Consider the following 19,030-nt stretch of genomic DNA (forward strand, 5'->3'; position numbering starts at 1 on the left):
CCCTTTCCTGCGGTTGGTGGGGTGCTCCCATCGTGAGACCTGAGCGGTCTGGGAGTACGATCCGATTTCATGGCAGAAATCCAGACCAATCCGGTCGCGTGGGAGACCCTGCTCGATCTCTCGGCCTTCGACGGTCCCCGCCACGTCCGGCTCGAGCTGGCGGTGCGGGATGCCGTGGCCACCGGCAGGCTGCCCGCCGGTGCGGCGCTTCCCCCCAGCCGGCTGCTCGCGGCATCTCTGGGCGTCTCGCGGTGGGTGGTGACCGAGGTGTACGGGCGTCTCACGGCCGAGGGCATCCTCGATGCCCGCACCGGTTCGGGCACCAGGGTCGCGACGCGTATCGGCGTCGCGGCGACACGTCCCGAGCCTCCGCCCGTCGCGCCGCAGCGGCGGCCGCGCTTCGACCTCGCGCCGGGCGTTCCCGACCTGCGGCACGCGCCGCGCGCGCTGTGGCTGCGCGCCCTGAGCGAGGCGCTGGCCGACACTCCCGACGCCGAGCTGTTCGGGCTCGACGGCGACGTCCCGTCTGCCCGCGGAGCGCTCGCCGCGTACCTGTCGCGCGCGCGCTTCACGAGGGCGGATGCCGACGCCGTCGTCGTCACGCACGGCGCCGCCGACGGCATGCGGCGACTGGCCCGCGCGCTCCGCGGACTGGGACACCGCGCCCTCCTCGTCGAGGATCCGTCATGGCAGCGCATGCGGCAGGTCGCTGCGGCCGAGGGCCTCGGCTCCGTGCCCGTCCGCGTCGACGAGCACGGCGTCGACGTCGACGCGCTGGTGGCGGCATCCGTCCGAACCGGCGCGCGCGCCGCGCTCGTGACGCCGGCGCACCAGTTCCCCGTCGGCGTGCCGCTGTCGGCCGAGCGGCGCGAGGGTCTGATCGCGTGGGCGCGAGCGTGCGACGGGGTCGTCATCGAGGACGACTACGACGCGGAGTTCCGCTACGACCGCCGGCCGATCGGCGCACTGCAGGCCATGGCCCCCGACCGGGTGGTGCTCGCCGGCAGCCTCAGCAAGACGGCGACCCCGGCGCTCGGCATCGGATGGCTGGTGCTGCCGCCGTGGCTGCGCGATGACGTGCGCGACGCCGGAGCGGCCATGCCCTCGACGATCGACCAGCTCGCGCTCACCCGCTTCCTCGCAGCGGGCAGCCTCGACCGACACCTGCGCGGCGCCCGTGCGCGCTACCGGCGCCGGCGCGAGGCGCTGCTCGCGGCGCTCGCGCACCGCCTGCCCGAATGCCGCGTGTCGGGCATCGCGGCCGGGCTGCACCTCGTGCTCGATCTGCCTCCCGGCGTGCGCGCAGCCGACGTGGTCCGCGCCGGCGCCGCGTACGACGTCGCACTCACCGATATCCGCCGCTACCGCGTCTCGCCCGACGTGCCCGCACCGGAGCGACTCGTGCTCGGCTACGGCGACCTCGCCGACCCGCTCGTCGACGAGGCCGTGAGCCTTCTCGCCGCCGCCGTCCGCGATCTCGCCGCCCACAGCGTCGGCGCCTCCCGATAGGGTCGCGGCATGGGTGCGCTCGACGACGGCGAGATGGTGGAGGCAGCGGATGCCGCGGCGTGGCGTGCGTGGCTGGACGCGAACCATCGCACGTCCAAGGGAGCGTGGCTCGTGCGGGCACGGCCGGGTTCGGGCCTCGAGTTCGTCGCCTACGAGGACGCGATCCAGCAGGCGCTGTGCTTCGGCTGGATCGACGGCCCCGTGCGCTCGTTCGATGAGCACCGCGGCGGGTTGTGGTTCGCCCCGCGACGCCCCTCGAGCGGCTGGGCGGCGACCAACAAGGCGCGGGTCGCGCAGCTCGAGGCCGACGGCCTGCTCATGGAAGCCGGCATCCGTGCCATCGAACTCGCCCAGCAGAACGGATCGTGGACCGTGCTCGACAACGCCGAGGCGCTGCGCGAGCCCGACGACCTCGCCGCGGCCCTCGACGCGGTCCCGACCGCGCGCAGCGCATGGGACGCCTTCCCGCCCTCGACCCGCAAGATCGGCATCGCGAGCGTCGACGCGGCCCGCCGGGCCGAGACGCGCGCCGCGCGCATCGCGAAGGTCGTCGCGGATGCCGCTGAGGGGAGGCGCCCGTGATCTCGTCCGCCGAGCAGACGCTGCTGCTCTCGATCTCCGCGCTCATCGCGCTGACCGCGCTGGTCGTCGTGGTCTGGCAGCTGTGGCGCGGGCGCGGACGCGGCGACTGATCCGGCGATCAGCGCCCGACCTCCGCCTCCACATCGAGCCACCCGAGCTTGTCGGGGTTCGCGATCGAGTAGATCCGCGTGATGCGCCCGCCCTCGACGGTCAGGCTGACGACGCCGGCGAGCTGACCATCGAGCTCCACCCGGATCCCCGGCTGGCCGTTGACCCAGGTCGCCGACGCGACGAGCGTGCCCTCGAGCTTCGACATGCCGCCGATGAGGTAGCGCGCGAGGCGCTCCGCGCCGACGACCGGACGCCGCGCGGCACCCCGCACCTTGCCGCCACCGTCGGCGACCGACACGACTTCGGGCGCGAGCACGTCCATCAGCCCCTGCAGGTCGCCCGTGTTGAGCGCCGCGACGAGCCGTTCGACCGCCTCCTCGTGCTCCGCGGGCACCACGCGCACACGCGGTCGCCGGGCGGCGACATGGTCCTTCGCCCGGTGCGCGATCTGCCGCACGGCCGCAGGCGTCTTGCCCACGGCATCCGCGATCTCGTCGTACGGCACATCGAAGACCTCGCGCAGGACGAACACGGCGCGCTCGGCGGGGCCGAGCGTCTCGAGCACGGTGAGCATCGCGATCGAGAGGTTCTCGGCGAGCTCGACGTCTTCCGCCACGTCAGGGCTCGTGAGCAGCGGTTCGGGGAGCCACTCGCCCACGTAGTCCTCTCGGCGCCGCGACACCGTGCGCAGGTGGTTGAGCGCCTGGCGGGTCACGACGCGGACGAGGTAGGCGCGCGGCTCCTGCACGGTTGCGTGGTCCACCGCGGCCCAGCGCAGCCACGACTCCTGCAGCACGTCCTCGGCGTCGGCCGCCGAGCCGAGCATCTCGTACGCCACGGTGAAGAGCAGGTTGCGATGCTCCACGAAGGGATCGTCGACGTGGGCGGTGCTCATGACGGCGAGCCTACGCGCGGGCCGCGACGGCCGGTCGCTGGGCCAGGGGCGGCAGGCCGCACGAGTCCGCGAACTGCTCGGAGCGGATGCCGAGCGCCACGTTCATGCGGGCCGACATGTTCATGAACGCGACGCGTGCCGCGAGCTCGATGAGTCCCGCCTCGCCGAGCTGGGCGAGCAGCGCGTCGGACAGCTCGTCGGTCACCGCCGGCGGCGTCTGGCTCGCCGCCTCGGCGTACTCCATGACCTGACGCTCGAGCGGCGTGAAGACCGCCGATTCGCGCCAGCGCGGGACCTCGCGGACCTTGGCGGCGTCGACGCCGCGGTTGTGCGACGCGAAGTAGTTGAAGTCGAGGCAGAAGCTGCAGCCGATGGTCGCAGCCGCCGCCATCGCGGCGTAGGTCGCCAGGTTCGGGTCGAGCTCGTGCCAGTGCTCGACCTTCTGCCCGATGCCCATCGCGTCCTTCATCACGGCCTTGTGGTGCCACAGCACGCCGACCGAGTCGGGCACACGGCCGATCATCTTCCGGGCCGCCGCCTTGACCAGGGCGCCGTAGGCGCCGGTGACCTCGGTCGCGGGGATGCGGGTCGTCTCAGTCATGTCTTCCTCCGTGTCGTGGGAACGAGTCCTTCGACATGGAGACACCGGCCGGCGCCGCCCTGTGACATCCCGGCGGAGATGAACTACTGCGGTTCGAGCCCGAGGTCGTCGAGGTCGATCGCCGCCAGCCATTGCAGGCCCTCGGCCTCGACGGCGGCCTGGGCCCCGGTCTTGCGGTCGACGATGACCGCGACGGCCACGGGCTCCGCTCCCTCGCGGCGCAGCGCCTCGACGGCCTTGAGCGCGGACTGACCCGTGGTCGAGGTGTCTTCGAGCACGACGACACGCTTGCCCGCGACATCCGCCCCCTCCACCTGGCGCCCGCGGCCGTGGTCCTTGGGCTCCTTGCGCACGACGAACGCGTCGAGCGGCTTGTGGGTGCGGGCGGACTCGTGCATCACGGCGTTCGCGATGGGGTCGGCGCCGAGCGTGAGCCCGCCGACCGCGACGATGCCGTCGACGTCGCGGATGAGGTCGAGCATGATGCGTCCGATGGACGGCGCCGCCCGGTGGTCGAGGGTGAGCTTGCGCATGTCGACGTAGTACGTCGCCTTCTTGCCGCTCGAGAGCGTGAAGTCCCCGTGGAACACCGCCTCGTCCTGGATGAGGGCGATCAGGTACTGGCGATCGGCTTCGAGCGCGGGCGTGGAGGCGACGGTCATGTCGTCGAGTCTATTGAGGGGACGGATGCCGCGTCCCGCCCGACGGCCGGATCACTCGGCGAGCGGGCGCCCGCTCAGGGCGGCGGCGTCGCGGGCGGAGGCCCGCGGGGCGACGGCGTCGCGACGCTCGTCGGGGCCGGTCGCACCGGGCGGGAGCAGCGCGGCGACCGCGCGCACCGCCGCGGTCTCGGTCGCGGTCTCGGCGAGCGCGTCGGTGCGCTGGAGCGCGAGCCGCGCGGCGGTGGCGGTGCCGGTGTCGGCCGACGCGGCGAGGCGCCCGAGCGCGGGCGCCGCCGCACCGATGACTCCGGCACCCAGGAGGCTCTGCAGCACGTCGCGGTCGCGCAGGTCGGCGGCGAGCGCGGTGTCGGCAGCGGCGGTGCGGACCAGCACCTCGCGATTCGACTCGAGCGTCACGCCAGGCCGCGCTGCGAACTGCGCGACGAGCTCGTATCTCCCCGGCGCCGGGAAGAGCGGGGCGCTCCCCGCCGCCACCAGCGGCACGGACGCGACGAGGCACTCCCCCGGTGCCAGTTCGACCGAACGCGGCGCCGAGTCGACCGGCCAGGGCCACGCCGCCCGCACGGGCGGGCGGCCCGCCTGCGTGACGAAGATCTCGAGGTCTCCCTCGACGATGTTCAGCCGCGCGCTCACCGGCCCCGACGGCCCGCCCACGGCGACGAGCTCGACGTCGGCGAACGCGACGCGGTCGAGCGGGACGGATGCCGCGGCAAGCCGGAGCCGAAGCTCCAGCCCTCCGCCGCTCTGCGTGTCGGACGTCACGGCTCGATCCTTCCCCTTCACCGCTGCGCTGTCACCCCGCCGGCCCGGCTGGGCCGCCGCTTCGCGCAGACGATGGGCGGCGCCCGCCGGCGCGGAGAGGCCGCGCCGGCGGGCGACCGGTCAGCGTCCCTCGGGCGATACGAAGTCCGCCGCGATCCGCTCGGCCTCGGCGACGCCCTTGCCTGCCGCCGAGCGCGCGCCGCCCTTCGCCCGCGACTTCAGCGCCGCGATGGTGTCGGCGACGACCGGCGCGTTCTTCTCGGTCGGGCTCGCGACCGTCACCGCGAGCGCGGCGACGCGCTCGGCCGACCGGCCCTGCAGCGCCAGCTCGAGGAAGTGCGCCGCGTCGTCCGGGGCTGCCTCGCGCACGTCGCGCGTCCGGAAGTCCGAGAACGACCGCGCCAGCGCGTTCGCGAGCACGAGGGCACCGGCCGCGCCGGTGTCGGTGTCGCTGTGCTGCTCAGCCAGATCGGTCAGGACCGCGCGGGCCGCGGCATCCGTCGCGAAATCGCCCAGCGCGATCGCACGACCGACACCCGGCGTCAGCGTCTTCGCGCTGATGTCGACCTCCGCGTCGGAGCCGGGACCTCGCACGTCGACCGTCACCGGCGTGGAGCGCACCGTGGTCATCGCATCGACCTCGAGCTGGGCTGCGACCGTGTGGCGTCCCGGCTCGGTGAAGGTCACCCCCTGGTTGGTGAAGAACACCTGCACGTGGTTGCGGACCGACTCCCCCGGCTGCAGGACGGTCATCGGCCGCGGGCCGCAGCCGATGGCGACGTCGACCAGATGCTGCAGCGAGTGGTCGGGCGGCGTGTGGAGGAAGACGAGGTCGCCCTCCGACAGGTTGATGAGCGTCGTGACGGTGCGCGCCTGGTCCGACACGTTCGTCAGCACGACCTCGGCGGTGACGTACTCGCCGACGAACGCCTGCGCCGGCATGGCGACCGTCAGCGCGAGACCGTCATCGCCCTGGTCGCCCCACAGGCCTGCGGCGTCCACCGGCGCGGGCAGCCCCGCCGACAGGTCGCCGTGGCCCCAGCCGAAGTTCTTCCAGCCGGGCCGCACCTGCGGGTCGGGCGAATGGATCAGCGAGGTGCGGTCGTGGTCCGAGAACAGGAACGAGGCGTTGCCGGGGTACGGGTTCGCCGCGGTGGCGAAGCCCATGACGTCGCCGGTCTGGTTCATGATCTCGGTGCCGATGCCCGGGTTGTGGACGTCGTGCTTCGGGTGCCACAGGTTGAATGCGTGCCCGGCCTCGTGCACCAGGGTGCGCAGGAACGCCGCGGGCACCTCGTCGAGCGGTCGACCGCGTGCGGCTGCCGCGATGAACGAGTCGTTGCCGAGCCGCACGTCGGCGAATCCGGCGGCCCCCTCGCGTGGGACCGTGTCGTCGTCGAACATGATCCCGAACAGCCCGCCCTGCGCCGACCCGACGAAGAGCCACAGCCGCCAGCCGTCGCCCGGCACCGCCTGGCGATGCCCCGTCATGAGCGTGGCCAGCTCGGCGTTGGTGAGCTCCGCGTCCTCCGGCACGGTGATCTGGTCGGTGACGACGGTGACGTCCCACCCGGCCGATGCGTACACGGAGCGCACCGACGCCGCCGCACCCGATCCGATCGTGGCGGATGCCGGGAACACGCGGTTCACCATGGCATCGACCTCGATGCGGCATCCGCGATACATCGGCGAGGTCTTGCTCGCCGTGACGTTGGTGATCGTCCCGCCGATCGAGAGCGTGCCCGTCATACGCTGCGACGAGCCCAGAAGGGCGCTGGTCGCGGTCACGACGAGCGGACGCCGGCAGCGCAGGGTGAGCGTGCCGGTGTCGGTCGACACGAACTCCTGCGTCGTGCGGTTCCACAGGTGCCGCACGATCTGCACGGTGAGCGTGCCGTCGACGTACGTCGAGCCGTTGGAGCGGAAGTACCAGGTGTACTGCGATGCCGGGAACGCCGGGTACCAGCGCAGGTTGAACGCCGCGAGCTCCGACAGCACCGGCGCGTCGTCCTCCCCCGGATCCTGCTCGCCGGAGCCGGCGTCGGCGTCCCCGCCGAACGGCTGCGGCCGGGGTTCGGGCAGCGGGAACGGGAGCGGGCGCTCCACCTCCGTGAGCACGGGAGGGAAGACGCGGCGGGAGTACATGTCGCCCGAGACGCGCAGCGACGACGCGCCGACCTCGATGCGCATCGCACCGCGCACCTCGGGACCGAAGACGGTGCGCCGCTCGAGCTCGAGCAGCCACGATCCGTCGAGCGTGCCGATGGGGCACGCGCGGGTGAGCATCTCGGGACGGATGACGGGACCGGGGACGATGAGCTCCCCGTCGGCGTCGAATTGCAGGGGCGCGGAGTCGTGGGCGGCTGGCGCCGCGTGGCCGCAGCCGCAGTCGTGGTCCATGGTGGGTCTCGCTTTCCCGACCGCGGACGCGGCCGCTGACAAGAAGGAGACTCCTCCGAGAACGGCTGATACGCCAGGGGGTCGGCATCCGCTCCCGTCCTTCTTACGTCGGCCGCCCCGCCTAGGCTTGATTCCATGCGCCTGGCCACCTGGAACGTGAACTCCATCCGCGCGCGGGTCGACCGCATCGTCGACTTCGCGGTGCGCGAGCACATCGATGTGCTGGCGATGCAGGAGATCAAGTGCAAGACCGAGCAGTTCCCGTTCGACCGCTTCGAGGAGGCGGGCTTCCACGTCGAGGCGTACGGCTTCTCGCAGTGGAACGGCGTGGCGATCGCGAGCCGCGAGCCGCTCACGAACGTGCGCACCGCGTTCCCCGGCATGCCGGGCTTCGAGAAGGGGCACAACGGCCCCGACGCGCCGCAGGAGGCGCGCGCGATCGGCGCCACCGTCGGCGGTGTCGAGGTGTGGAGCCTGTACGTGCCGAACGGCCGCTCGCTCGGCGACCCCCACTACTTCTACAAGCTCGACTGGCTGTCGGCGCTGAGCCAGTACACCTCGGACTCCCTCGCGGCGAACCCCGATCTCGCCCTCGCGCTGGTCGGCGACTTCAACATCGCGCCGACGGATGCCGACAACGGCGACCCTGCGGTCGTCCCGGGCTTCTCGACCCACGTGTCGCCGCCCGAGCGCGAGGCGTTCGCCGCGCTCGAGGCCGTCGGCCTGCAGGATGTCGTGCGCCCGCTGATCCCCACCGGCTACACCTACTGGGACTACAAGCGCTTGAAGTTCCCCCGCAACGAGGGCATGCGCATCGACTTCATCCTCGGCTCCCACGCAGTGGCCGAGGCCGTCACCGGCGCGACGATCCACCGCGACGAGCGCAAGGGCGAGCTCCCGAGCGACCACGTGCCCGTCGTCGTCGACCTCGATCTCGAGAGCCCCGACGATGACGACCGGCCGATGATCTTCTGACGCCGGTCCGCCTCTCGCGCAGGGCAGGCGTCAGTCCATCGGGTCGGGCGTGCAGCCGGGCGGCTCGGAGTTGCCGCTGATCGCGAAGTCGCTGCACGTCAGGAAGTGCTCCTGGTTGAGGCCGAGCACGAACGAGGTGACGGCGACGCCGAGCACCACGACGGCGATCAGCCACTTCGTGCGTCGCCGCGTCTCGGTCGCGAAGTCGGGCCAGACGACGCGCACCAGCACCCACAGGGTGAACGGGATGCCGAGCAGCACCGCCGCGATCGCGGCGAGGTCGACGACGGCCAGCGCGAGGTCGGTGGTGTCGTCGGCGACCACGAAGTTGAGGACGAGCCACACCGACGGCAGGAGGAGGACGAAGGCCCGCGCGAGCCTGCCGCCGACAGGGCGGCGCTCCACCAGCACGAACACGAAGGCCGCCGTGGAGGCGGCCCAGAGCGCGAGGATGTCGTCGAAGAACACCTCGCCCCACGCGCCGAGAGTGAAGGCCGGCCACCACGCGATCGCGACCATTCCCACCATCGCCACGCCCACCGGCACGTCGCGGCGGCGGCGATGCTCGTCGGCGGGTGGGGCGGACGCGGTCACAGCGGCACGGTATCGCGCCGAGGAGAGGCATCCGTCGCTCCACGCCAGGCATTCCCGGACGAGCTCCTCCGGCTCGTCGGCATCCGGCCTCCCTGCGACCCTCGCTATGAGACCGCGACCCGCTCATCCTCCAGGCTCTGCGCCACCGGCGCCGCGGGGATCGAGAACGTCTGTGCGAACCGCTCGAGCAGGGTCGCGTCGCCGCTCACCACGGCGAGCACCTCCTGGTCGATCGCGGCCGCCGGGGTCAGTTCGCCCGAGATGAGGCGACGGATGCCGGGACCCGCCGCGAAGACGATGCCGGGGTCGTCCGCGACCGACGCCTGCGTTCCGAGCCGCGGATCGACGGGCCGGCCGGCGGGCTGCAGCTGCGCGATCTTGAGCCCCGACGGATCGACGTGCACACGCAGGACGACGTCGGCCACGTGCACCTCGTAGTCCGCGGGCGGCAGCGTGGCTGCGGCATCCGACCGGAATGCGGTGCGCAGCGCCATCGTGAGCGAGTCCGCGGTGACGATGTCGTCCGGAGCCGGATCGCCCATCTGCTGGAATCCCCACCGGCCCAGCGCGAGCACGATCGGCTCGAGCTCGCGCCCGTAGGGGGTCAGCTCGTACACCAGGCCGCAGTGGAGGAGGGGCACGCGGCGCACGACGCCGCCCTCCTGCAGCTCCTTGAGCCGCGTGGAGAGGATGTTGGTGGGGATCTTGGGCAGCCCCTGCTTGAGGTCGGTGTAGCGCCGAGGGCCGACGAGCAGATCACGGACGATGAGCAGCGCCCATCGCTCCCCGATCAGCTCGACGGCCGTGGTGACCCCGCAGTACTGCCCGTAGCTGCGGGAGGCCACTTACGCCTGCGCCTGCTCCGCCATGTAGGCGTCGGGTCCCTTGGCGGCGGCCTCAGGATCCATGTACATGAACTGGATGCCGTTGCCGTCGGGATCGATGAGGTCACGGCCGTACATGAACCCGTAGTCCTGCGGTTCGCCGGGCGCGGTCCCGCCGTGTGCGACGCCCGCCTCGACGATCCTGTCGACGTCTTCGCGGGAGTCGCGACTGATCGACAGGAGCACCTGGGCGTGCGTGCGCGGGTCGGCGAACTCCTTGTCGGTGAACGTCGAGAAGTACTCCTTGGTGAGCACCATGAAGAAGATGTCGTCGCTCCACACCACGCACGCGGCGTTGTCGTCGGTGAAGAGCGGGTTCAGCTCGCACCCCAGGGCGGTGTAGAACGCCTTCGAGCGGTCGAGGTCGTTCGTGGGGATGTTGACGAAGATGTGCGTCATTGCCTTGCTCCTTCTGGATTCCAACTGCTGCGGTCGGTGAGCTTCTCGGTTGGTGAGCTTCTCGAATCATGGTTGCAAAAAACAAGCTTGCTTGTCAATAGCAAGTAACCCACTTCGCGTCGCGGGGGCGGCAGCATCCTGACTCCGCCTCTCGGGGGATGCCGGAACCGCGAGTCCGCCTTAGCGTGGAGGGATGTCCGACCACACCGCCGCGCACCCGGCCCCGCGCCCACGGCCGACGCGTGCCGAGCTGCGCAACGACGTCTGGCTGGCCGCCGGCCTGTTCGTCTCAGCCGTCCTGAGCTCGGCGCTCGGCTCGGTGGCCGGCGTGTACGGCGCCGATGCCGCCGAGGGGATGCAGTGGGCGCTGCTGTACAGCCTCGGGCTCACCGCCCCGCTCGCCGTGCGGCGCCGCTTCCCCGAGCTCGTCGTCGTCGCCATCTCGGTGGTGTTCTTCGTCGGGGTGACGGTGCGCATCCCCGATCTCTACGTCTCGAACATCGCGATGTTCATCGCGATGTACACCGTCGGCGCCTGGGTCGACGACCGGCGCCGCGCCCTGTGGGTGCGCGTCGGCGTCATCGTCGCGATGTTCGTGTGGCTGATCGTCACCATGTTCCAGTCGGCGATCGATCCGTCCGACGACGCGCTCTCGCAGGCCGGGGTGTTCTCGCCGTTCGCGGCGATGCTGCTGCTCCAGCTGCTGGTCAACGCCGGGTTCTTCGGCGGGGCCTACTACATGGGCGACCGGGCGTACGCCGCCGCGATGTCGCGCGCGGCGCTCGAGCAGCGTACCCGGGAGCTCGAGCGCGAACGCGAGGTGACCGCCGCCCAGGCCGTCGCCCTCGACCGCGTCCGCATCGCCCGCGAGCTGCATGACGTCGTCGCGCACCATGTCTCGGCGATGGGCGTGCAGGCCGGTGCCGCCCGGGCGGTGCTGGAGCGGGATCCGGATGCCGCGCGAAGGGCGCTCCACGGCATCGAGGACTCCGCCCGCTCGGCGATCGCCGACCTGCGCCAGCTGCTCGAGACCCTGCGCACCTCCGGCGCCGATGCCGAGGGCGGCTCGACCGTGCACCTGTCGGCGCTCGCCGACCTCGTCGCGCACGCCAACGACAACGGGCTGCCGACGACGCTGACGGTCGTCGGCGACCGGGTCGACCTGCCCGACCTCGTGCAGGTGAACATGTACCGCGTCGCGCAGGAGGCGCTCACCAACGCGCGCCGCCACGGCGGACCGGATGCCGCAGCCGACGTCCGCCTGCGCTACAGCGGCGACGCCGTCGAGCTGGAGGTCGTCAACACAGGGCGTGCCGTCGCAGCGCCGATGCGACCCGGGCTGGGCCTCGTGGGGATGCGGGAACGCGCCGCGGCGTCGGGCGGCGTGCTCGAGACCGGCCCGCGGGGCCGCGGCGGATTCCTCGTGCGGCTGCGGGTGCCGCTGGCCGCACCGGCGCCGTCCCACGCGTCGGCGGGGGTGGGCGCATGACGGCGGCCATCCGCGTGCTGCTGGTCGACGACCACGCCGTGATGCGGGCGGGCTTCCGCATGATCCTCGAGTCGGCGGGCGACATCTCCGTCGTGGGCGAGGCCTCGACCGGCGTCGAGGCGGTGGCTGCGGCATCCGCTCTCCGCCCCGACGTGATCTGCATGGACGTGCAGATGCCCGACATGGACGGCGTGGAGGCCACCCGCCGGATCGCGCGCGACCCGTCCGTCGAGGCGGCCGTCGTCGTCGTGACCACGTTCGACCGCGACGACTACCTGTTCGACGCGCTCGCGGCGGGCGCCAGCGGGTTCCTGCTGAAGAACGCAGGACCCGAGGAGCTCATCGCCGCGGTGCGCGTGGCCGCCGCCGGCGACGCGCTGCTCGCCCCGGAGGTGACGCGACGCGTGATCGCCCGCTTCGCGCCGCCGGCGGCTGCTTCCGCTTTCGCAAACGGTGGGCCGCGCGCACACATCGTGACAGGCGAGCAGTCCTGGGCCGGGCCGACCGACCGCTCCGCTGTCGCAAACGGCGGCCCGCGGGAACACATCGTGACAGGCGAGCATGCGGGGGCCGAGCTCACCGAGCGCGAGCGCGAGGTGCTGCAGCTCGTCGCGCAGGCGATGAGCAACGCCGAGATCGCGCAGCGGCTGTACATCGGCGAGGCCACGGTCAAGACGCACGTGTCGAACGTGCTGCAGAAGCTCGGCGCCCGCGACCGTGTCGCCGCCGTCGTCTACGCCCACCGCCACGGCCTGGTCTAGACACGGATGCCCCGCCCGGCCCGCGAAGGGCACTGGGTCGGGGCATCCGATCTGCTGGAACGATGCCGGCGCGAACGCCGACGGGGGGAATCAGGCCGCGACGGGAACGGCGGCGTAGCGGTCGACGAGGGCGCCGAACGCCTCGAGGTAGCCGACGAGGAACTCGGCGGTCTGGTCATTGGTGACCTCGCCGGTCTCGGTGAACAGGCCGGGCGTGGTCTGCACGTAGCCCTCGGGCTGGCCGAGCGTCGGTGCGTTGTAGTGGCTGAGGACGGCCTTGAGGTGCTGCTGCGCGGCCGCGGTGGCGATGCCGCCGCCGGAGGTGCCGATCACGGCGGTGGGCTTGCCGTTGAACGAGCCCTGGCCCCACGGACGGGCGGCCCAGTCGAGGGCGTTCTTCAGCACGCCGGGGATCGAGCGGCTGTACTCGGGGGTGACGATGATGACGCCGTCGACGTCTTCGATCGCCTGCTTGAAGTCGCGCGCGACCTGCGGGAAGTCCGCGTCGAAGTCCGGCGAGTAGAACGGGAGGTCCTTGATCGGGATCTCGACGAGGGTCGTGCCCTCGGGGGCGAGACGCTCCAGGGCCTTGGCGAGGCGGCGGTTGATGGAGGTCGACGAGATGCTGCCGACGATGTAGCCGATGGTCCGCTCGGACATTGTTGTTCTCCTTGAAAGACAGAGGCGTCCCCGGTGGGGGGCCACCGTGGACGTTCCAATTCCATGCAAGCACATGAACCTGTGCATCTATTCCCACGCATGCGACATGACAGCGCACACGTCTCCCCCGTGGAGCGGACGGCGATGATCCCCCTCCGGGGGGAGGACGCCGCCGCAGGCGGTGCGTAGCGTCGGTGTGGTGGGGCTCGACCACCGGGGTGCGAGGCCGACACCTGTGGCTGTTCGGCCGCAGGGTGCGAGAGGAGACAGGATGCTGCAGCTTCGCGGTATCGGCAAGAGCTACGGGGGGCGCCGCGTGCTCGACGACGTGTCGTTCGACGTGCGGCCGGGCCGGCTCACGGGCTTCGTCGGCGGCAACGGCGCCGGCAAGACCACGACCATGCGGATCGTGCTGGGGGTGCTCGCCGGAGACGCCGGCACCGTCACGCTGGACGGCACCGAGGTCACGGCGGCGGACCGCCGCCGGTTCGGGTACATGCCCGAGGAGCGCGGCCTGTATCCCAAGATGAAGGTGCTGGAGCACATCGTGTACCTCGCGCGCCTGCACGGGTTCGCCAAGGCGGATGCCGAGGCCCGCGCCCGCGCGCTGCTCGAGCAGCTGGGACTCGGCGAGCGCCTGAACGACAACGTCGAAACGCTCTCCCTCGGCAACCAGCAGCGTGCGCAGATCGCCGCGGCGCTCGTGCACGACCCGCAGGTGCTCATCCTCGACGAGCCGTTCTCGGGCCTCGACCCGCTCGCGGTCGACGTCGTGGCGGGTGTGCTGCAGGAGCGCGCCGCGGCCGGCGCCGCCGTGCTGTTCTCATCGCACCAGCTCGACGTGGTCGAGCGCCTGTGCGACGACCTCGTCATCATCGCCGGCGGCACGATCCGCGCGGCCGGCGGCCGGGACGCACTGCGCGCCCAGCACTCGACGCGCCGCTTCGAGCTCGTCTCCGCCGGCGACGCCGGGTGGCTGCGGACCGAGCCCGGAGTCGATGTCCTCGACTTCGACGGCGGCTACGCGGTGTTCGACGCGGACAGCGACGAGACCGCGCAGCGGGTGCTGCGCCGGGCCCTCGCACAAGGGGATGTCGCGAGCTTCGCGCCGCAGCATCCGTCCCTCGCCCAGATCTTCCGGGAGGTCATCCAGTGAGCACCACCAACACCCGCCAGGCCCATGCGGTGCTGGGCAGCGGCCAGGCCATCTGGCTCGTCGCCGAGCGCGAGATCGGCTCGAAGCTGCGCAGCAAGGCGTTCGTCATCTCGACCGCGATCCTGTTCGTCGGTGCGCTCGCCCTCGTGATCTGGGGCGGGCTCCAGGCGGCGAACGCGACCGGCACGCCCGTCGCGGTCACCGCCGATGCCCAGCAGTACGTCGTGAACGCAGAAGGCCTCGACGTCACCGAGGTCGCCGACAGATCCGCCGCCGAGGCGCTCGTCGAGGACGGCACGGTCGACGCGGCCGTGGTGGCCGACACGTCGTCGCCCCTCGGCTTCGCCGTGGTCGCGGACTCGTCCCCGCCGACGCAGCTGCTGCTGCAGCTCGCGCAGCTGCCGCCGGTCGAGCTGCTGAATCCGGATGAGGTCAACGCCGCGCTCGGCTACATCGCCGCCGTCGGCTTCGGCATCGTGTTCCTGCTCGCCGCGTCGCTGTTCGGCAGCACGATCGCGCAGAGCGTCGTCGAGGAGAAGCAGACCCGCGTTGTGGAGCTGCTGATCTCGGCCATCCCGGTGCGCTCGCTCCTGGCGGGCAAGGTGATCGGCAACACGGTCCTCGCCATGGGCCAGATCCTCATCCTCGCCGCGATCGCGGTGATCGGCCTCACCGTCACCGATCAGACGGAGCTGCTGCAGGGCCTCGGTGCGCCGATCGCCTGGTTCGCGATCTTCTTCCTGTTCGGCTTCATCCTGCTCGCGTCGCTGTTCGCCGCCGCAGCCTCGATGGTGTCGCGGCAGGAGGACATCGGCTCGACCACGGGACCGCTGACGATGCTCATCATGGCGCCGTACTTCCTGGTGATCTTCTTCAACGACAACCCGGTGGTGCTCGCGGTCATGTCCTACGTGCCGTTCTCCGCCCCGGTCGGCATGCCGATGCGGATCTTCCTCGGCGACGCCCAGTGGTGGGAGCCGCTCGTGTCGATCGCGATCCTCATCGCGACCTGCATCGCCGCGATCCTCATCGCCGCGCGCATCTACGAGAACTCGCTGCTGCGCATGGGAGGCCGCGTCAAGCTCTCGGAGGCCCTCGCCGGCTGAACTAGCGGATTCCGGCTACCACCCGCCGGCCCTCGGCTCCGCCGGGGGCCGGCGGGGTCAGCTCGATCGCGAGAGTCCGCATGCGAGCGGCGTAGACCGCGATCGCGAGGGTCGTGCACGCGTAGAGCACGACGGCCTGCAGGGCATAGGCGGGATAGTCGATGACCCACCGCGACGCGGTGGGATCGCTTACGGCCGCGGGGTTGTCATGCACGTACGGCACCAGCGTCCCCACGAGGTAGCCGACCGCCTGACCGACGCCGTACACGACCAGGAAGGCGCCGAACGCGAGCCACGCCTGCGCTGTGCGGCCGCGCCACACTCGACGCGTTGCACTGAGCGCCGTTCGCGCCTCCCACACCCCTTCGACCGGCGCTGCGGACGCGCTCATCCTGGGCGCGAACACCACGGCGATCGCGAGCAGCGCGAACAATGCCAGCACGCCGATCATCAGCAGGGCCTCGCTGCCGGCACGACTGCGCATGAGCTGAGGCACGAGCATGAGCGCCAAGAGCGGCAGGCAGCCGAGGGCGACGGCAGCCCAGGTCCGCAGGAAGGTGAGGATTCGCATGTCACGAGCCAAGCGGATACGCGTGGGCCCACGACATCCAGTGGACCCCCGTAGTGGCCCGGGGGTGCTCCGGCGGATCAGGCACGCGGATGCCGCGGCCCGGCGCTTCGGCGCGGGTCGAGGCATCCGTCCGTCCGGCGCGCTCAGCCGCCCATCATCTCCGGCGCCATCTCGCCGACTGCGATGACGTTGCCCGCAGGGTCGCGGAACCACGCGATGTCGGGCCCTCCCTCGAAGCCCCGCGAGATCCCCTTCTCATCCGTGCCGTAGTCGGGGTCGCTGTAGATCTTCGTGGTCACCCCACGGGCGTTGAGGTCGTCGACGGCGGTGTCGACATCGTCCACGCTGAAGTTCAGGATCGTGAACACGGCCGGCTCGTGATCCTCCTTCGGATAGACGAAGACGTGGCCGCCGCCGGGGAGCGCGATGGTGAACCCACCGCCCATCTCCTCGTACACGGTCACGTCGAGCCCCAGGGTGTCGCGGTAGAACGCCACGGCCTCGCCGACGTCGGGTACGGCGAAGCTCGAGAACGGACGATCGGTTGTGAACATGACAGCCTCCCAGTGTGTGTCCCCACGACCACGATCCTCTTGCGGGTCCGGCCTGTCGAGGGGTTCACCGTCGGCATCGCGGACGGGATCGCACAAGCCCCTCCCGGACGCCGTGCCGCGTGAATAGGTTGACCTCATGGCCAACGAGACCACGCTTGTCATCCTCGGCGCCTCGGGCGACCTCACCTCCCGGCTGCTGCTGCCCGCCCTGGGGCAGCTGCTCACGATGGAGCCGCAGCGCCGCGTGCGGCTGCGCGGCGCCGGCATGGACGACTGGGACGACGCACGCTGGCGCGACACCGTGCGGGAGGCGTTCGCCGCGGGCGGCTTCGCAGAGGCGTTCCGGGCCGTGGCCGAGACGACCTATCAGCGCGCCGACATCACCGACCCGCGCGACCTCGAGCGGGTGGTCGCCGATCCCGGCGACCGCCTCGCCCTGTACTTCGCGGTGCCGCCCGCCGTGGCGGCGGCAGCCTGCGAGGCCCTCGCCGCCGTGACGATCCCCGAGGGAACGGTGCTCGCGCTCGAGAAGCCCTTCGGCGTCGACGAGGCCTCGGCGCGGCGGCTCAACGCGACGGTGACCGGCCTCGTCCCCGAGGAGCAGGTCTTCCGCATCGACCACTTCCTCGGCCGGTCGACGACCCTGAACATGCTGGGCGTCAGGTTCGCCAACCGCGTGTTCGCGCCGGTGTGGTCGTCGCAGCACATCGAGTCGGTCGTTGTCCGCTACGACGAGACGCTGGGACTCGAGGGCCGCGCCGGCTATTACGACCGGGCCGGCGCTCTCGTCGACATGATCCAGAGCCACCTGCTGCAGGTCATGGCGGTGCTGGCGATGGAGCCGCCCGCCACACTGCACGAGCGGGACTTCCGCGATGCCACCGCTGCGGTGCTGCGCGCGACGCACGTGTGGCAGGACGATCCTGCGCTCGCGTCGCGGCGTGCGCGGTACACCGCGGGCGCGGTCGGCGACCGCCGGCTGCCGTCGTACGTCGACGAGCCGGATGTCGACCCCTCACGCGAGACCGAGACCCTCGCGGAGCTCACCTGCGAGGTGCGCAACGAGCGGTGGCGGGGCGTTCCGTTCACCCTGCGCTCGGGCAAGGCGCTCGCGCGCAAGGACTGCGAGGTGGTCGTGACCTTCCGGCCCGTCAACCATGTTCCGGACGGCCTCACGGGCGCCGCACCCGGCTCGGTGCTCCGCTTCTCGCTCGGACCCGACCGCATGGACCTCGAGCTCAACGTCAACGGCGGCGACGACCCCCTGGAGCTCGAGCGCGCGATCCTGGAGGCCGACCTCGGCGCCGGGGCTCTCAAGGCGTACGGCGAGGTGCTGTCGGGCATCCTCGACGCCGACGCGACGCTTGCCGTGCGCGGGGACGCCGCCGAGCAGTCGTGGCGCATCGTCGACCCCGTGCTCGTGGCCTGGCGTGCGGGCGAGGTGCCGCTCGACGAGTACCCGGCCGGCTCGCTCGGACCCGATCACTGGCAGAAGCTGCCCTGAGCCACGGCGCGGGCCGGCACAGCAGCGCGTGCGCCCGGCACATCCCGGCAGTCGCTTCGGCAGCGCGGCGGCAGGCCCATCCCGACCGGACGGGGCGCAGCGTGGCCGGCGCCCCGGGCCTGCCCGCGGCGCCCAGCGCTCAGCGCTCAGCGTCCAGCGTCCAGCGTCCAGCGCTCAGCGCTCAGCGCTCAGCGCTCAGCGCTCAGCGCTCAGCGCTCAGCGTCCTGCGTCCAGCGCTCAGCGCTCAGCGCTCCACGAGGATCCCGTCGGCATCCGCCCACACGTGCGTGCCCGGAACGAAGGCGACACCCGCGATCGCCAGCGGAACGTCGACCTCGCCGATCCCGGCCTTCGCGCTCTTGCGGGGGTTCGATCCCAGCGCCTTGACGCCGATGGGCAGCTCGCCGATGGCCACGCGGTCGCGGATCGCGCCGAACACGATGAGCCCGGCCCAGCCGTTCTCGACCGCGGACGCCGCGATGAGATCGCCGACGAGCGCGGACTCCAGCGACCCTCCGCCGTCGATCACGAGCACCGCGCCTGCGCCCGGGGTCGCGAGCAGCTCCTTCACGAGCGCGTTGTCCCGGTGGCACCGCACCGTTCGCACGGGGCCGTCGAACGCCACGCGCCCGCCGAAATCGTGCAGTTGCAGCGCGAGCGAGTCCAGCTCGTCGCCGCGCTTGTCGTACAGGTCAGCCGTGGCGGTGGTCATCCCCTCAGGCTAAGCGCCCGTCACGCCCCCACACACGTTCCCAACTCAGGAAGAATCGCGGCACTTTCGCCGAGCACATGCAGGATTCCGGGGTCCGACGAGGAACCCTCCGCCGGATCTCC

General features: G+C 71.8%; 20 protein-coding genes. 8 read left to right on the plus strand and 12 right to left on the minus strand.

Annotated features, from left to right (window positions below; genetic code table 11):
* Nucleotides 1–69: 69 nt before the first annotated feature.
* Both MRBLMI12_RS08190 and MRBLMI12_RS08195 read left to right on the plus strand, forming a co-directional pair.
* Nucleotides 70–1,509, plus strand: coding sequence for a PLP-dependent aminotransferase family protein (locus MRBLMI12_RS08190; RefSeq protein ID WP_363355530.1), 1,440 nt, complete (start codon nt 70–72; stop codon nt 1,507–1,509).
* Nucleotides 1,510–1,518: 9 nt separating this feature from the next.
* The gene (locus MRBLMI12_RS08195; protein ID WP_363355532.1) at nt 1,519–2,091 is read left to right on the plus strand and encodes a YdeI/OmpD-associated family protein; all 573 of its coding nucleotides are present in this window, start codon (nt 1,519–1,521) and stop codon (nt 2,089–2,091) included.
* Between the two features lie 118 nt (nt 2,092–2,209).
* Here MRBLMI12_RS08195 and MRBLMI12_RS08200 read toward each other — a convergent pair whose 3' ends face one another.
* From MRBLMI12_RS08200 to MRBLMI12_RS08220, 5 genes are all read right to left on the minus strand, one after another.
* Nucleotides 2,210–3,097, minus strand: coding sequence for an RNA polymerase sigma-70 factor (locus tag MRBLMI12_RS08200; RefSeq protein WP_363355534.1), 888 nt, complete (start codon nt 3,095–3,097; stop codon nt 2,210–2,212).
* 10 nt (nt 3,098–3,107) lie between these two features.
* Nucleotides 3,108–3,698 (minus strand): carboxymuconolactone decarboxylase family protein, encoded by a 591-nt coding sequence (locus MRBLMI12_RS08205; protein ID WP_363355536.1) that lies wholly within the window; start codon nt 3,696–3,698, stop codon nt 3,108–3,110.
* A gap of 83 nt (nt 3,699–3,781) precedes the next feature.
* Nucleotides 3,782–4,360, minus strand: coding sequence for an orotate phosphoribosyltransferase (gene pyrE / locus MRBLMI12_RS08210; protein ID WP_349425547.1), 579 nt, complete (start codon nt 4,358–4,360; stop codon nt 3,782–3,784).
* Nucleotides 4,361–4,411: 51 nt separating this feature from the next.
* Complete coding sequence (locus MRBLMI12_RS08215; protein ID WP_363355538.1) at nt 4,412–5,143, minus strand: hypothetical protein; 732 nt, start codon at nt 5,141–5,143, stop codon at nt 4,412–4,414.
* A 120-nt stretch (nt 5,144–5,263) separates the two neighbouring features.
* The gene (locus MRBLMI12_RS08220; RefSeq protein ID WP_363355540.1) at nt 5,264–7,543 is read right to left on the minus strand and encodes a hypothetical protein; all 2,280 of its coding nucleotides are present in this window, start codon (nt 7,541–7,543) and stop codon (nt 5,264–5,266) included.
* A 135-nt stretch (nt 7,544–7,678) separates the two neighbouring features.
* Between MRBLMI12_RS08220 and MRBLMI12_RS08225 the strand changes: the two genes are divergently transcribed.
* The gene (locus MRBLMI12_RS08225) at nt 7,679–8,518 is read left to right on the plus strand and encodes an exodeoxyribonuclease III (protein WP_363355542.1); all 840 of its coding nucleotides are present in this window, start codon (nt 7,679–7,681) and stop codon (nt 8,516–8,518) included.
* A gap of 30 nt (nt 8,519–8,548) precedes the next feature.
* Here the strand turns inward: MRBLMI12_RS08225 and MRBLMI12_RS08230 are convergent, their stop codons facing one another.
* From MRBLMI12_RS08230 to MRBLMI12_RS08240, 3 genes are all read right to left on the minus strand, one after another.
* Nucleotides 8,549–9,112 carry a hypothetical protein gene (locus tag MRBLMI12_RS08230; protein WP_363355544.1) on the minus strand — a complete coding sequence of 188 codons (564 nt, stop codon included), beginning with the start codon at nt 9,110–9,112 and terminating at the stop codon, nt 8,549–8,551.
* Between the two features lie 104 nt (nt 9,113–9,216).
* Nucleotides 9,217–9,957 carry a winged helix-turn-helix transcriptional regulator gene (locus tag MRBLMI12_RS08235; RefSeq protein ID WP_363355546.1) on the minus strand — a complete coding sequence of 247 codons (741 nt, stop codon included), beginning with the start codon at nt 9,955–9,957 and terminating at the stop codon, nt 9,217–9,219.
* Complete coding sequence (locus MRBLMI12_RS08240; protein ID WP_363355548.1) at nt 9,958–10,395, minus strand: VOC family protein; 438 nt, start codon at nt 10,393–10,395, stop codon at nt 9,958–9,960.
* A 193-nt stretch (nt 10,396–10,588) separates the two neighbouring features.
* On the opposite strand from MRBLMI12_RS08240, the gene MRBLMI12_RS08245 reads away from it, so the two are divergent.
* Nucleotides 10,589–11,884: a sensor histidine kinase gene (locus MRBLMI12_RS08245; protein WP_363355550.1), complete on the plus strand. Its 1,296-nt coding sequence runs from the start codon at nt 10,589–10,591 to the stop codon at nt 11,882–11,884.
* Nucleotides 11,881–12,645: a response regulator transcription factor gene (locus tag MRBLMI12_RS08250; RefSeq protein WP_363355552.1), complete on the plus strand. Its 765-nt coding sequence runs from the start codon at nt 11,881–11,883 to the stop codon at nt 12,643–12,645. The genes MRBLMI12_RS08245 and MRBLMI12_RS08250 overlap by 4 nt, the downstream gene beginning before the upstream one ends.
* 90 nt (nt 12,646–12,735) lie before the next feature.
* On the opposite strand, the gene MRBLMI12_RS08255 is transcribed toward MRBLMI12_RS08250, so the two are convergent.
* Nucleotides 12,736–13,305: an NADPH-dependent FMN reductase gene (locus tag MRBLMI12_RS08255; RefSeq protein ID WP_363355554.1), complete on the minus strand. Its 570-nt coding sequence runs from the start codon at nt 13,303–13,305 to the stop codon at nt 12,736–12,738.
* Nucleotides 13,306–13,576: 271 nt separating this feature from the next.
* On the opposite strand from MRBLMI12_RS08255, the gene MRBLMI12_RS08260 reads away from it, so the two are divergent.
* Both MRBLMI12_RS08260 and MRBLMI12_RS08265 read left to right on the plus strand, forming a co-directional pair.
* The gene (locus tag MRBLMI12_RS08260; protein ID WP_349425558.1) at nt 13,577–14,461 is read left to right on the plus strand and encodes an ABC transporter ATP-binding protein; all 885 of its coding nucleotides are present in this window, start codon (nt 13,577–13,579) and stop codon (nt 14,459–14,461) included.
* Complete coding sequence (locus MRBLMI12_RS08265; RefSeq protein ID WP_363355556.1) at nt 14,458–15,567, plus strand: ABC transporter permease; 1,110 nt, start codon at nt 14,458–14,460, stop codon at nt 15,565–15,567. The genes MRBLMI12_RS08260 and MRBLMI12_RS08265 overlap by 4 nt, the downstream gene beginning before the upstream one ends.
* A gap of 1 nt (nt 15,568) precedes the next feature.
* Here the strand turns inward: MRBLMI12_RS08265 and MRBLMI12_RS08270 are convergent, their stop codons facing one another.
* Nucleotides 15,569–16,138 (minus strand): hypothetical protein, encoded by a 570-nt coding sequence (locus tag MRBLMI12_RS08270; protein ID WP_363355558.1) that lies wholly within the window; start codon nt 16,136–16,138, stop codon nt 15,569–15,571.
* 143 nt (nt 16,139–16,281) lie between these two features.
* Nucleotides 16,282–16,692 (minus strand): VOC family protein, encoded by a 411-nt coding sequence (locus MRBLMI12_RS08275; RefSeq protein ID WP_363355560.1) that lies wholly within the window; start codon nt 16,690–16,692, stop codon nt 16,282–16,284.
* 136 nt (nt 16,693–16,828) lie between these two features.
* On the opposite strand from MRBLMI12_RS08275, the gene MRBLMI12_RS08280 reads away from it, so the two are divergent.
* The gene (locus MRBLMI12_RS08280; protein ID WP_363355562.1) at nt 16,829–18,196 is read left to right on the plus strand and encodes a glucose-6-phosphate dehydrogenase; all 1,368 of its coding nucleotides are present in this window, start codon (nt 16,829–16,831) and stop codon (nt 18,194–18,196) included.
* 244 nt (nt 18,197–18,440) lie between these two features.
* Here the strand turns inward: MRBLMI12_RS08280 and rraA are convergent, their stop codons facing one another.
* Nucleotides 18,441–18,908 carry a ribonuclease E activity regulator RraA gene (gene rraA / locus MRBLMI12_RS08285; protein WP_363355564.1) on the minus strand — a complete coding sequence of 156 codons (468 nt, stop codon included), beginning with the start codon at nt 18,906–18,908 and terminating at the stop codon, nt 18,441–18,443.
* Nucleotides 18,909–19,030 lie beyond the last annotated feature (122 nt).

The sequence above is a fragment of the Microbacterium sp. LMI12-1-1.1 genome (assembly GCF_040676455.1).
Lineage (GTDB): Bacteria > Actinomycetota > Actinomycetes > Actinomycetales > Microbacteriaceae > Microbacterium.

Excerpts from the sequence above, each read along its gene's own strand:
- MRBLMI12_RS08190 (WP_363355530.1), top strand. The coding sequence starts at position 70 with ATGGCAGAAATCCAGACCAATCCGGTCGCGTGGGAGACCCTGCTCGAT.
- MRBLMI12_RS08195 (WP_363355532.1), top strand. The coding sequence starts at position 1,519 with ATGGGTGCGCTCGACGACGGCGAGATGGTGGAGGCAGCGGATGCCGCG.
- MRBLMI12_RS08200 (WP_363355534.1), bottom strand. The coding sequence starts at position 3,097 with ATGAGCACCGCCCACGTCGACGATCCCTTCGTGGAGCATCGCAACCTG.
- MRBLMI12_RS08205 (WP_363355536.1), bottom strand. The coding sequence starts at position 3,698 with ATGACTGAGACGACCCGCATCCCCGCGACCGAGGTCACCGGCGCCTAC.
- pyrE (WP_349425547.1), bottom strand. The coding sequence starts at position 4,360 with ATGACCGTCGCCTCCACGCCCGCGCTCGAAGCCGATCGCCAGTACCTG.
- MRBLMI12_RS08220 (WP_363355540.1), bottom strand. The coding sequence starts at position 7,543 with ATGGACCACGACTGCGGCTGCGGCCACGCGGCGCCAGCCGCCCACGAC.
- MRBLMI12_RS08225 (WP_363355542.1), top strand. The coding sequence starts at position 7,679 with ATGCGCCTGGCCACCTGGAACGTGAACTCCATCCGCGCGCGGGTCGAC.
- MRBLMI12_RS08240 (WP_363355548.1), bottom strand. The coding sequence starts at position 10,395 with ATGACGCACATCTTCGTCAACATCCCCACGAACGACCTCGACCGCTCG.
- MRBLMI12_RS08245 (WP_363355550.1), top strand. The coding sequence starts at position 10,589 with ATGTCCGACCACACCGCCGCGCACCCGGCCCCGCGCCCACGGCCGACG.
- MRBLMI12_RS08250 (WP_363355552.1), top strand. The coding sequence starts at position 11,881 with ATGACGGCGGCCATCCGCGTGCTGCTGGTCGACGACCACGCCGTGATG.
- MRBLMI12_RS08255 (WP_363355554.1), bottom strand. The coding sequence starts at position 13,305 with ATGTCCGAGCGGACCATCGGCTACATCGTCGGCAGCATCTCGTCGACC.
- MRBLMI12_RS08260 (WP_349425558.1), top strand. The coding sequence starts at position 13,577 with ATGCTGCAGCTTCGCGGTATCGGCAAGAGCTACGGGGGGCGCCGCGTG.
- MRBLMI12_RS08270 (WP_363355558.1), bottom strand. The coding sequence starts at position 16,138 with ATGCGAATCCTCACCTTCCTGCGGACCTGGGCTGCCGTCGCCCTCGGC.
- MRBLMI12_RS08275 (WP_363355560.1), bottom strand. The coding sequence starts at position 16,692 with ATGTTCACAACCGATCGTCCGTTCTCGAGCTTCGCCGTACCCGACGTC.
- MRBLMI12_RS08280 (WP_363355562.1), top strand. The coding sequence starts at position 16,829 with ATGGCCAACGAGACCACGCTTGTCATCCTCGGCGCCTCGGGCGACCTC.
- rraA (WP_363355564.1), bottom strand. The coding sequence starts at position 18,908 with ATGACCACCGCCACGGCTGACCTGTACGACAAGCGCGGCGACGAGCTG.